At 74.6% G+C, this 12,887-nt stretch carries 8 protein-coding genes; all 8 read left to right on the forward strand.

The window, feature by feature from the left end; genetic code table 11:
- Positions 1 to 125 precede the first annotated feature (125 nt).
- Positions 126 to 3,323: an FtsX-like permease family protein gene (locus ACZ4D5_RS39580; RefSeq protein WP_467777336.1), complete on the forward strand. Its 3,198-nt coding sequence runs from the start codon at positions 126 to 128 to the stop codon at positions 3,321 to 3,323.
- 192 nt (positions 3,324 to 3,515) lie between these two features.
- Entirely contained in the window at positions 3,516 to 6,203 is a 2,688-nt protein-coding gene (locus ACZ4D5_RS39585; RefSeq protein WP_467777337.1) for a hypothetical protein, read from the forward strand.
- Positions 6,196 to 7,128 (forward strand): ABC transporter ATP-binding protein, encoded by a 933-nt coding sequence (locus ACZ4D5_RS39590; protein ID WP_467777338.1) that lies wholly within the window; start codon positions 6,196 to 6,198, stop codon positions 7,126 to 7,128. Before ACZ4D5_RS39585 ends, ACZ4D5_RS39590 begins: the two co-directional genes overlap by 8 nt.
- 312 nt (positions 7,129 to 7,440) lie before the next feature.
- Positions 7,441 to 8,109, forward strand: a complete 669-nt coding sequence (locus tag ACZ4D5_RS39595) for an ABC transporter ATP-binding protein (RefSeq protein WP_467777407.1) — start codon at positions 7,441 to 7,443, stop codon at positions 8,107 to 8,109.
- 142 nt (positions 8,110 to 8,251) lie between these two features.
- Entirely contained in the window at positions 8,252 to 10,798 is a 2,547-nt protein-coding gene (locus ACZ4D5_RS39600) for an ATP-binding protein (protein WP_467777339.1), read from the forward strand.
- A 38-nt stretch (positions 10,799 to 10,836) separates the two neighbouring features.
- Positions 10,837 to 11,520, forward strand: coding sequence for a response regulator (locus tag ACZ4D5_RS39605; protein WP_467777340.1), 684 nt, complete (start codon positions 10,837 to 10,839; stop codon positions 11,518 to 11,520).
- A 116-nt stretch (positions 11,521 to 11,636) separates the two neighbouring features.
- Positions 11,637 to 12,035: an OB-fold nucleic acid binding domain-containing protein gene (locus ACZ4D5_RS39610; protein ID WP_467777341.1), complete on the forward strand. Its 399-nt coding sequence runs from the start codon at positions 11,637 to 11,639 to the stop codon at positions 12,033 to 12,035.
- Positions 12,036 to 12,038: 3 nt separating this feature from the next.
- Positions 12,039 to 12,764, forward strand: a complete 726-nt coding sequence (locus tag ACZ4D5_RS39615) for a DUF3159 domain-containing protein (RefSeq protein ID WP_467777342.1) — start codon at positions 12,039 to 12,041, stop codon at positions 12,762 to 12,764.
- Positions 12,765 to 12,887: the final 123 nt, after the last annotated feature.

Below are 12,887 nucleotides of genomic sequence, written 5' to 3' on the forward strand. Positions count from 1 at the left end.
TTGCGTACGCCCATACTGTGCCGGTCACTCGGGGGGAGACCGGTGCGGTGAGGGGACGACGTGCGCCCGCTGCGGTGCGGGGGAGTCGGCATCACGGGCTTGTCCTGGGGGCCGCCGCTCTCGCCGTGCTGCTTGCCGCGACCGTGCTCGCCGCGCTCGCGGCGCTGTCCGAGAAGGCCGTCGAGGGCGGGGTACAGCGGCGGCTCGCCGCGGACCGCGACGCCGTCGTCGAGGTCGCGGGGCCCCACCGTGCCGACGGCACAGGGGAGTTGGACCGTGACGTCCGGGCCGCGCTCGGCCGCACCTACGGCGACGTGCCCCATCACACCTGGTCGGCGCTGCGCGCTCCCGCGGCCCGCAACGGCGAACTCGCCGTCACCGAGGCCGCGGGCCACCCGCGCCAGGACGCCACCGTCTCCGTCGTCGCCCTGGAGGGCGCGGAGCGGCACGCCGCACTGATGTCCGGGCGGTGGCCGCGCGCCGGTGACGGACCGACCGTCGAGGTCGCGCTGACCGAGGCCGTCGCCTCGCGGCTCGCCGTGCGGCCCGGGGACGGGATCGAGGTGCGGGGCGCGGGCGAACGACTCGTACGCATGAAGGTCGTCGGGCTGTACGCGGCCAAGGAGCGCGCGCCGGCCGTGTGGGCCTCGCTGGGCAGTACGTTCGGGACGGCCGAGACCATCGCGGTGGTGCCGCGCCGGGACTTCGCGAGGAGCCGGGCGCTCGCCGGGGACGCCAGGGCGCTGTGGCTCGGGGTGCCGGACGCGGAAGGGCTGCGGCTCGGGGACATCGAGGCGCTCCAGGACCGGGCCGAGCGGTTCGCGGGCAGTGACGCCTCGCTCTCCGTGCTGCGCGGCACGTACGGCGGGATCGACGCGGAGGACCTGGCCCTCTCGGCCGGGCTGCGCAGGGCGCTCGACCGGCTCACCACGCCGATCGCCGTGGCCCGCGCCGGGCTCTACGTCCCCGCGACGCTCCTGGCCGCGCTCGCCGTGGCCGCCCTCGTGCTCACCGCGCGTCAGCTCGCCGAACACCGGCGTCCGGAGCTGGCGTTGCTGGCCGCGCGAGGGGCGGGCACCCGTCGGATCGCCCTGTCGACGGCCGCGCAGTGGGCCTGCGTCGCCGTGCCCGCGGGGGTTGCCGCGCCCTTCCTCGCGGGACCGCTGCTGCGCGGGCTCGAAGGGGCCGGGCTCATCGAGGGCGACGTCCCCGCGTCGGCGGCGACCGCCGTGGGGTGGACGGCCGCCCTGCTCGCCCTCCTCGCGCACGGCTTTGCGGTGCTCCTGCCGACGGTGCGGGCCGTGCGGGACCGGCGGGCGGTGGCGCGGCTGCGGCTGCGCGTCGCGAGGTTCGCCGGCGCCCAGCGCGTCGGGGCTGACCTGGCGCTCGCCGCCGTCGCCGTCCTCGGCTGGCTGCAGCTGCGGCAGTACCGCTCGCCGGTGACCGGCGGCAGCGGCGTCGACCCCGTCCTGGTGCTCGCGCCCGTCGCGATGACCGTGGCGGCCGCGCTGCTCGTCCTGCGGTTCCTGCCGCTGCTCGCCCGCGGTGTCGACCCGCTGGCGCGGCGCGGCCGCGGCCTCGTCCTGCCGCTCGGCGGCTGGCAGATCGGCCGGCGCGCGGCACGGCACGCGGGGCCCGCCCTGGTCGTGACGCTCGCCCTCGCGGTCGCCGCGCTCAGCAGTACGGCGCTGGCCGTGCTCGACCGGGGCGACCGGGACCAGGCCGCTTTCCAGGTCGGCTCCGACCTGCGGATCGAGCCGGGGGACGGGGTGCCGCCCGGGGAGCGCCGCGCCACCTACGAGGCGCTGCCGGGCGTCGAGGCCGTCACGCCCGTGATCACTTCGGAGGGGTACGTCGGGCAGGACGCGGTGGCGGTCACCGCGGTCGACACGGTGCGAGGGCCCGTGCCCCGGCTGCGGGGCGACCTCGCCGAGCGGCCCCTGCGCGAGCTCGTGGCGCCGCTCGGCAAGGGGGTTCCCGAGCACGGGCTTCCGGTGGCGCGGGAGGGGCGCGGCCGGGGGGACGAACTGCCGTTGCGGGTACGGCTGTCCGCGAGCGGGAGCGGGGCCGTCGTGCCGGTGCGGCTCACCGTCTACTTCGAGGACGGCGACGGACTGAGCCACTCCAGCTCGGTGGTGATCAAGGAGGGCGGCGCCAGGACCGTGCCGCTCCGCGTGGGGGTGCGCGGTGGCGACGTGCGCATTCTGCAGATCGACCTGAGCATGGTCGGCGAGCGGACGCGGCGCACGTACCGCCTGACCGTCGATCAGGTGCCGGGGCTCACCCGGGAGGCGCGGTGGCGCGATCTGCGGGTGGACCGGCCGGACCGGCATGCGGCCGGGTGTCCCGGGGCCGAGCGGGAACCGGAGCCGCCGCGGGGGCGGCCGCCCTCCGGAGAGGCGCCGGGGCCCGTGCTCTGCTCCGACCGGCCCGCGCGCGGCACGCTCGTCGACGCGGTGCTGCGCGGTCCCGACGGAGGGCTCAAGTACCCGACGTGGGGCGTGCGGCTCGGCACGGACCGGGCCAAGGGGCGTCCCGCCGCGCCCGCGCTCGCCTCCGACGCGCTGCTCGCGTCCGGCGCGGTGCGGGTCGGGGACACCGTGACGGTGCGGGGCAGCACGGGCGGGAGCGCGCGGATCGAGATCGTCGGACGGATCGCCGCGGTGCCGGGGGTGCCGCGCGACCGGGCGCGGCTGCTCGCCGACTCCCGTGCCATGGCGGCCCAGTGGGCGCTGAGCGGGGCGCTGCCGGGTGCGGAGAGCGCGTGGTGGGTGGGCGCCGGGGAGCAGGGCGCGGGGGCCGCGCTGGACGCGGTGCGCAAGGATCCCCGGCTGGGCACGGCCGTGGATGTGCCGCACGTCCGGGCCCTGTTGGCGGCCGATCCGCTGCGGCGTGGGGCGCGAGGGGCCCTCGTGCTCTGTCTGGTGCTCGCGCCCGCCTTCGCCGTGATCGCGTTCGCCCTGCACACGGTGCTGTCCGCGCGGGCCAGGGAACGGGAGTTCGCGCTGCTGCGGGCGCTCGGGGTGCGGAAGGGGCAGCTGGCCGCGTACCTGTGGACGGAGCAGTTGGCGCTGGCCGGGGTGGCGGCGGTGCTCGGCACGGTCCTCGGAACCGCGCTCGCCCTGCTGATCATGCCGGTGGTGACGGTCGACGCGGAGGGGGATCCGGTCTTCCCCGGGCTCGTCGCGCAGGTGCCCTGGGTGCGGGTGCTGGTGACCGCCGGGGTGACCGCGGGGGTGATCTGCGGGGTCGTGACGGTGGCCGCGCGGGTTCTGGGGCGGGTTGACCTGGCGCGGGTGCTGCGGGCGGGGGAGGACCGGTGAGGAGGGCTGGCGCGGGTGTTCCGGTGCGCCCGGCGCGGGACTCCGCGTGGGCGCGTCCGCTGCCGTCGGTCGGCGCGGGGCCGCCCCTGTGTGTCCCTCCTCGCCGTCCTGGCGTGGGCGCGCCGGACGTCGGGTGCGGGTGTGCGTCGGCTCGTCGGAGGGGGCGTCGTGTGGCGTGACGTGTGGCGGCGTGTGCCTCTCCTCGGAGGGCTCGGGCTGTTGATCGCCGTGCTCGTGGCCGTTGCCGGGGCCGGGCCCGGGGTGCTCGAGCGGCTGGAAGGGGCGGCGCTCGCCGATCGGTTCGAGCGGGTGCAGCGGGCCGTTCCCGGGCTCGTGCACAGCGCGCGGATCGACCCGGAGGAGCCGCGGGCCGGGGAGGAGAGCGACCTCGGGGCCGACCTCGACCGGTACGCGGACCTGATGGTGGACGCCGCTCCGAAGGCGCTGCGGGGCGGGCTCGTACACGACTCCACGCGCATCCGGCTGCCCACGGTGGAGGGGCGGGGCGCCTCGCTGTCGCTCGTGTACGCCTCCGATGCGCCGAGGTCGCACGCGTACGTCGCCGGGCGGGCGCCCCGCGCGCGGGGACAGGTCGTCGAGCTTGCCGTCTCGGTGCGGACGCGCGACGCGCTCGGCCTGCGCGTCGGGCAGCGGATACGGCTCGGGAAGGGAGCCCTGGGGTACGTCGACGCACAGGCGCGTGTCGTCGGCGTCTTCCGGGCCGAGGGCGGGCGGCGGCTGTGGAGGGAACAGCCGCTCCTGGCGCGGCCGTTGCCCGGGGTGCGCGGGGCGGCCCCGGAGGCGGGCGCCCTGATCGCGCCGCGCGGTGTCGAGGTGCTGCAGAGCCAGGCGAACGCCGAGCTCTCCATCGACTGGAACATGCGGTTCGCTCCCGGGGACGCCGTGGCGGGGCGGTTCGTGGGCGAGCGGGGCGAGCGGGCGTTCCGGCGCGCCATGGCCCGCTATCCGACCTCCGCGGGGGAGTCCTTCTGCACCGTCGGGGGGTACGGCGGGAAGTGGTGCATGATCGGCACCCATCCCTCGACGGAGCTGGAGACCGCCACCGAACTGCCCGACGCCTTCGAGGAGTTCCTGCGACAGTGGCGGCAGGCGGGCGTCGTGATCTCCTTCGCCCTGGCCTCGCTGCTCGGTGTGGGGCTCGCGGCCGTCGTCGTGGCCTCGCTCCTCGTGGTGCGCCGCGGGCTCGACGCGGACCGGCTGCTGCGGGCGCGCGGTGCCTCGGCCTCCGGGATCGCCCTGGGGCGCGCCCTGTGGAGTGCGCCCGCCCTGGTGCTCGGGTTCGCCGGCGGCTGCGCGGTCGCCGCGGCGGTGCCGGGGAGTTCACCGGCGTACGGCAAAGGGCTCGCCGTCGCGGTGCTCGCCTGGCTGCTGCTGCCCGTGCTGACCTGGTTCGCCGTACGGGACCGGGCCGTGCTGCGGGACCGCGAGCCGCGCGGTGCCGGGCGCCGCGTCGTCGCCGAGGCGCTGGTGCTGCTGCTCGCCGCGGGCGGTGTGTTCGCGCTGCGGGCGCGCGGGACCGAGGGGACTGCGGGGCCCGATCCGCTGCTCGCCGCCGTGCCCGTACTGCTCGGCCTCGCGACGGTCGCGGTGCTGGTGCGGTGCTACCCCTGGCCGGTGCGCGCCGTGGCGCGGTGGTCGGCCCGCGGGCGCGGTGCCGTCGCCCTCGTCGCGCTGTCCCGCGCCGCCAAGGAGGCCCCCGCGCGCGGGCTCGCGCTGCTCGTCCTCGTCGTGACGCTCGCGGGCGCCGTCTTCGGAGGCCTCGTCTCCGGGACGCTGGTGGAGGGGCGGCGTGCCGCGGCCGCCTGGCAGGTGGGCGCCGACGCCTCCTTCCTGGGGGCGGCGCGCGACCCGGACATGGCGGAGCGCCTCGCACGCGTGCGTGGAGTGCGGGAGACGGTGACGGTGCGGCAGATGCGGGTCGACCCCGTGAGCGGGACGGACGGGGGACGGTACGGGATCTCCAGCCTGATCGGGGTGGACGGGGCGAAGCTGCGGAAGGCGGCGGGCGGTTCGGCCGCCGCGCGTGCGCTGGAGGACGCCGGGCTCACCGGGGGCGGCGGAGGCGGGGACATCCGGGTGCTCGCATCCGAGGGGCACGCCGGAGACCTGCTCACCTTCACCCTGCACGGCAAGAAGACGCGGCTGAAGGTGGTGGGGCCGCTGCCCGACGCCGTGGAGCGCGATCCCGCGCTCGGCCCCCTGCGCGGCGCCACCCAGGACCGCGAGCAGCTGCTCCTCGCCGACGACCGGGACCTCAGGGCCGTGGCCGCCGCGGACTTCGAGGCGTCCGCCCTCATGCTGTACGGCGACCACCTGGACGCAGAGGCCCTGCGCTCCCTCGTGCCGCGCACCGCCCCCGGAGCCGCCACCGGAGACCTCCGCATCCGTGCCGAGGAGCAGGCCGAGGCCGAGGACGACGGCATGATCGCCGCCGTGACCACCGCGCACACCGCCTGCACCGCGCTCGCCGTGCTCCTCGCGCTGCTCGCCCTGGTCCTCGAACTGCTCCTGTCCGCGCCCGCGCGCGGGCGCACCACCGCCTATCTGCGCACCCTCGGCCTCGGCGGGCGCGCCACCTCCGCGCTGCAGCTGCTGCAGCTCCTGCCCCTGGTGCTCGCGGCGGTCGCGGGCGGCGTCGCGCTCGGCCTCGCGCTGCCCTCGCTGCTCGGACCCGCCCTGGAACTGCGGGAGTTCACCGGCGGGCCCACCGCGCCCGACCGGCACGTCGACGCGCTGTTCACCGCGGCCCTGGGTGCGGGACTCTGTGTCCTGGTCGCCGCGGCGGTGGGCGTGGAGACCTGGCTCGGGCGGCGCCGGGGGCTCGGCGCCGCCCTGCGACTCGGGAGAGCCGATGACTGAACTGGCCGAACTGGAGGCGCGGGCCCGCGCCGCGGGGCGCCCCGCGGCCGACGAGGGCCTGGTCGTCTGCGACAACCTCGTCCGCGTCTACCGCACCGAGGAGGTCGAGGTGCAGGCGCTCCAGGGCCTCGACCTGGTCGTCGCGGACGGCGAGTGCGTGGCCCTGGTCGGCGCGTCGGGGTCCGGCAAGTCCACGCTCCTGTCGATCCTCTCCGGGCTGGACCTGCCCACCGCCGGGCGCGCGAAGGTCGCGGGCCACGACCTGCTCTCCATGGGGCGCCGCGAGCGGCTCGGCTACCGCAGGAGCACCGTCGGCTTCGTCTGGCAGCAGACCGGCCGCAACCTGCTGCCCTATCTGACCGCCCTGGAGAACGTGGCGCTGCCGATGAAGTACACGCGCGTGCCCCGCCGTTCGCGCCGGGAGAAGGCCGCCGAACTGCTCGGCGTGCTCGGCGTCGCGCACTGCCGCGACCGGCGGCCCGCCGAGCTCTCCGGCGGCGAGCAGCAGCGCGTGGCGGTCGCGGTCGCCACCGCCAACTCCCCGCGGGTGCTGCTCGCCGACGAGCCCACGGGGGAGCTGGACACGGCGAGCGGCGAGGACGTCTTCGGGGCCCTGCGCCGCGCCAACGAGGAGCTCGGGGCGACGGTCCTGGTCGTCACGCACGACCCGCTCGTCTCGGAGCAGGTCCGGCGCACGGTGCGCATCCGTGACGGGCGCACCTCTACGGAGACGCTCCGCGAACAGGGCGGCACGGGAGAGGAGTTCACGGTTCTGGACAAGGCGGGGCGGCTGCAGCTGCCGGGGGAGTACGTCGAACGGTACGGGCTTCGGGGGCGCGTGCGGCTGACGGCGGAGGCGGACCATGTGGGGGTGTGGCCCGATGGGCCGGGGCCCGCGGCAGGGCCGCCCGAGCGGGATCTCTGACGTCCCGCCTTGACGGAGGGCTGGCCCGTACCCTTGGGGCGCGGGCCAACGCGCGTGTTCAGGGCGGCACTTGACGTTCACATACGAGCCACACGCGTACGGCCGCTTACGTCCATGCCCCACACCCGGAAGCCGACCGAGCGGAACCGTCCCGCGGGCTCCGACAACCTCCTCGTCGCCCGGGAGACCCGCACGCGCGCGGGCAACCCGGGCTGATCCACGCCTTGTCGGGCCGGGCGCCGGGTGACGATACTGGCGCCCGGCCCCTGCGGACCCAGGGGCGTACGGGGGGAGTGTCCGGTGCCAGAGGCCATGGTCGTCGTCGAGGACCTCCACCGGACGTACGGCACGGGCGCCGCCGCCGTGCACGCCCTGCGCGGCGTCTCCTTCAGCGTCCCGCGCGGTGAGCTCGTCGCCCTGAAGGGCCGCTCCGGATCCGGCAAGACGACCCTGCTCAACCTCGTCGGCGGCCTCGACACCCCCGACAGCGGCAAGATCGCCGTGGACGGCGTGGAGCTCGCGGGCCTCGGCGAGAGCGGCCTCCTGGAGCTGCGCCGCGACCGCCTCGGCTTCATCTTCCAGTCCTTCGGCCTCATCCCGATCCTCACCGCCGCGGAGAACGTGGGCGTCCCGCTGCGGCTCAGGAAGACCGACCCCCGCGCGCGGGAGGAACGCGTCGCCCTCCTCCTGGCCCTCGTCGGTCTCGCCGACCACGCCCGGCAGCGGCCCGGCGAGCTCTCCGGAGGACAGCAGCAGCGGGTGGCCATCGCCCGTGCGCTCGCCAACAGGCCGTCCCTGCTGATCGCCGACGAACCCACGGGACAGCTCGACGCGGAGACCGGGCTCGCCGTGATGGAGCTGCTGCGCGCCGTCGTCCGCAGCGAGGGCGTCACCGCCCTGGTCGCCACGCACGACGCGACGCTGCTCGACCTCGCCGACCGGGTCCTGGAGCTGCGCGACGGCGAGATCGTCGAGCACTGATCCCGGTACCGAGCCCCTCGTCGCGTACGCATCAGGGTTGTGTCAAGGACCGCACCCCCGCACCCCCTCGTCCCCAATGCCGGAATTGTTGGCCGTAAGGTCGACGCTGCGTACACAGCAGTTTCAGGAAGACAATGGGGCCATGGCACGCGGCAAGCTTCGGATCTATCTCGGTGCGGCACCGGGCGTCGGCAAGACGTACGCCATGCTCTCCGAGGCACACCGTCGCGTCGAGCGCGGCACCGACTGCGTGGTCGCCTTCGTGGAGCACCACGACCGGCCGCGCACCGAGGTGATGCTGCACGGCCTGGAACAGGTGACCCGCAAGGACCTGGAGTACCGCGGCTCCGCGTTCACCGAGATGGACGTCGACGCGGTCCTGGAGCGCGCCCCCGCCGTCGCCCTGGTCGACGAGCTGGCCCACACGAACGTCCCCGGCTCGCGCAACGCCAAGCGCTGGCAGGACGTCGAGGAGCTCCTCGCGGCCGGCATCGACGTCGTCTCGACGGTCAACATCCAGCACCTGGAGTCCCTCGGGGACGTCGTCGAGTCCATCACCGGCGTACGGCAGCGCGAGACCGTGCCGGACGAAGTGGTGCGCCGCGCCGACCAGATCGAGCTGGTCGACATGTCGCCCCAGGCGCTGCGCCGCCGCATGGCGCACGGCAACATCTACAAGCCGGACCGCATCGACGCCTCCCTCTCGAACTACTTCAGACCCGGCAACCTCACCGCCCTGCGCGAGCTCGCGCTGCTGTGGGTCGCCGACCGGGTCGACGAGTACCTCCAGCAGTACCGCGGCGAGCACAACATCCGCTCCACCTGGCAGGCCCGCGAACGCATCGTCGTCGGCCTGACCGGCGGCCCCGAGGGCCGCACGCTGATCCGGCGCGCCGCCCGCATGGCGGCCAAGGGCTCCGGCAGCGAGATCCTCGCCGTCTACATAGCCCGCAGCGACGGCCTGACCGGCGCGTCCCCCAAGGAACTCGCCGTCCAGCGCACCCTCGTCGAGGACCTCGGCGGCACCTTCCACCACGTCATAGGCGACGACATACCGGCCGCGCTGCTCGACTTCGCGCGCGGCGTGAACGCCACCCAGATCGTCCTCGGCTCCTCGCGCCGCAAGACCTGGCAGTACGTCTTCGGGCCCGGCGTCGGCGCGACCGTCGCCCGTGAGTCGGGGCCCGACCTGGACGTGCACATCGTCACGCACGGCGAGGTCGCCAAGGGGCGCGGCCTGCCCGTCGCCCGCGGGGCGCGCCTGGGCCGCTCCCGGGTCATCTGGGGCTGGCTGGTCGGCGTCGCGGGGCCCACGCTCCTGACACTGCTGCTGACCCATGTCGACGCCGACCTCGGCCTCGCCAACGACATGCTGCTCTTCCTGACGCTGACGGTGGCCGCCGCGCTGCTCGGCGGACTGCTGCCGGCCCTCGCGTCGGCGGCGGTCGGCTCGCTGCTCCTCAACTACTACTTCACGCCGCCGCTGCACCTGTGGACGATCTCCAACAACAAGAACATCGTCGCGATCGCCGTCTTCGTGGGCGTCGCGGTGTCGGTGGCCTCGGTCGTCGACCTGGCGGCACGTCGCACCCACCAGGCCGCCAGGCTGCGCGCCGAGTCGGAGATACTCTCCTTCCTCGCGGGCAGCGTCCTGCGCGGCGAGACCAGCTTGGACGCCCTGCTGGAACGCGTCCGCGAGACCTTCGCCATGGAGTCCGTGGCGCTGCTCGAGCGGGAGAGCGACACCGATCCGTGGACCTGCGCGGGCAGCGTCGGCGACGGCAGGCCGCTCCTGCGCCCCGAGGACGCCGAGGTCGACATGCCGGTCGGCGACCACATGGCGCTGGCCCTGTCCGGCCGCGTCCTGCCCGCCGAGGACCGCCGCGTGCTGGCCGCGTTCGCCGCGCAGGCCGCCGTGGTCCTGGACCGCCAGCGCCTGCAGTCCGAGGCCGACCAGGCCCGGGCGCTCGCCGAGGGCAACCGCATCCGCACCGCCCTGCTCGCCGCCGTCAGCCACGACCTGCGGACGCCGCTCGCGGGCATCAAGGCGTCGGTCACCTCGCTGCGGTCCGAGGACGTGGAGTGGTCGCGCGAGGACGAGGCCGAGCTCCTCGAAGGCATCGAGGCGGGCGCCGACCGTCTGGAGCACCTGGTCGGCAACCTCCTGGACATGTCCCGCCTGCAGACCGGCACCGTCACCCCGCTGATCCGCGAGATCGACCTCGACGAGGTCGTCCCCATGGCCCTCGGCGGCGTGCCCGACGGCAGCGCGGAGCTGGACATCCCCGAGACGCTGCCGATGGTCGCCGTCGACAAGGGGCTCCTGGAGCGGGCGGTCGCCAACATCGTCGAGAACGCCGTGAAGTACGCCCCCGAGGGCGAGCCCGTCAAAGTCTCCGCCAGCGCGCTGGGCGAGCGCGTCGAGGTCCGCGTGGTGGACCGCGGCCCCGGCGTCCCCGATACGGCCAAGGACCGCATCTTCGCGCCCTTCCAGCGTTACGGTGACGCTCCGCGGGGTGCCGGGGTGGGCCTCGGCCTCGCCGTCGCCCGCGGCTTCGTCGAGGCCATGGGGGGCACCCTCGCCGCCGAGGACACCCCCGGCGGCGGCCTCACCATGGTCCTCACCCTGCGGGCGGCGGCCGGACGGCCGCCGGTCCGCCCCGACCTCACGGCCCAGGTCACCTCGTGACCCGGACCCAGATCCAGAAGCCGGAAAGGCAGGTAAGCATGACCCGGGTGCTCGTGGTCGACGACGAGCCGCAGATCGTACGCGCCCTCGTGATCAACCTGAAGGCGCGCAAGTACGAGGTGGACGCGGCCCCCGACGGCGCCACCGCGCTGCAGGTCGCCGCCGCCCGCCACCCCGACGTGATCGTGCTCGACCTCGGTCTGCCCGACATGGACGGTGTGGAGGTCATCAGGGGCCTGCGCGGCTGGACGCGCGTCCCGATCCTGGTCCTCTCCGCCCGGCACAGCTCGGACGAGAAGGTGGAGGCCCTGGACGCCGGCGCCGACGACTACGTGACCAAGCCCTTCGGCATGGACGAACTCCTCGCCCGGCTGCGCGCCGCCGTGCGCAGGGCGGAGCCCACCGGGGCGGGCGAGGACGACGTGATGGTCGACACCGGGGACTTCTCCGTCGACCTGGCCGCCAAGAAGGTCAACCGCGGCGGCCGCGACGTGCGCCTGACGCCCACGGAGTGGCACCTCCTGGAGGTCCTGGTCCGCAACACCGGCCGCCTGGTCAGCCAGAAGCAGCTGCTCCAGGAGGTCTGGGGCCCCTCCTACGGCACGGAGACGAACTACCTCCGCGTCTACATGGCACAACTGCGCCGCAAGCTGGAGGCGGACCCGGCACACCCGCGGCACTTCATTACGGAGCCGGGGATGGGCTACCGCTTCGAGAAGTGACCGGATTCCGTGCTTCAGGCCCGCTTCAGCGGCGGCGGAGCGGGTACTGAGCAGGCACAGGCACAGATGAGCGCACCCCTTTCCGCTGTGTCGGCGCCCCCCGGTACGCTTCTTGTATGAGTGCTGTTCCTGGTTCCGAAAGGCCGGCGGGCCGCTTCCGGCGCATGCTCGACCGGCTGTCCTCCTCCCAGGAGGACCTGGAGTCGGAGGAGCTGCGCGAGGACGCCGAGACAGCGGGCTGTGTTCGCATCGGCGACTGCCGCGACCGCCAGATAGTCACCGTTACTGGTACCTTGCGCACGGTCACCCTGCGACCACGCGCCGGGGTCCCCGCCCTGGAGGCCGAGCTGTTCGACGGCTCCGCGGCGCTCGACGTGGTGTGGCTCGGCAGGCGCTCCATCGTGGGCATCGAGCCGGGGCGCAAGCTGATCGCGTCGGGCCGGATCTCGATGAGCCGGGGCCGCCGGGTGCTCTTCAACCCCAAGTACGAACTCAGACCCCTCGGACGGGAGTAACCGGTGACGTCCCTCGACAAGCCGACGGACCAAGGGAACGCGGATCAGGACGCCGATTCCAGGACCGTGACCGAGGCAGCGCTCTTCGAAGCCTTCGGCGGCGTGCGGGGCATGGTGGAGACGGTCGTCCCAGGCCTGCTCTTCGTGACCATCTTCACGATCAACAAGGACCTGCACATGTCGGCCATCGCGGCCCTCGCGGTGTCCCTGGTGCTCGTCGTGGTCCGCCTGGTCATGAAGGACACCGTCAAGCACGCCTTCAGCGGCGTCTTCGGTGTCGCCTTCGGCGTGGTCTTCGCGATGATGACCGGCAACGCCAAGGACTTCTACCTGCCGGGCATGCTCTACACCCTCGGCCTCGCCCTCGCCTACATCATCACGACCCTCGCGGGCGTCCCGCTGATCGGCCTCATCCTCGGCCCGGTCTTCAAGGAGAACCTCTCCTGGCGCACCCGCAACCCCGGCCGCAAGAAGGCGTACGCCAAGGCGAGCTGGGCCTGGGGCCTGATCCTCCTGGCCAAGTGCGCGATCCTCTTCCCGCTGTACTGGTGGGCGGACACCACGCAGTTCGGCTGGGTCCTGGTCGCCCTGAAGATCCCGCCCTTCCTCCTCGCCGTCTACCTGACCTGGGTCTTCCTGGCGAAGGCCCCGCCGCCGATCGACGTCTTCGCGGAGATGGAAGCGGCGGAGAAGGCGGAGGAGGAGCGCAAGGCGGCGCAGCGCCCGTAAGGGGCGCGAGGAGCTGCGCGCTCAGCGCACGAAAAGCCACGAAAAGCCGCAGTCGCGTCTGCCGAGATCCCGGCAGACGCGACTGCGGCTTCTTCGTGGTCGCTCGCGCAGCTCCTCGCGCCC

Source organism: Streptomyces sp. NPDC025651, assembly GCF_055558735.1.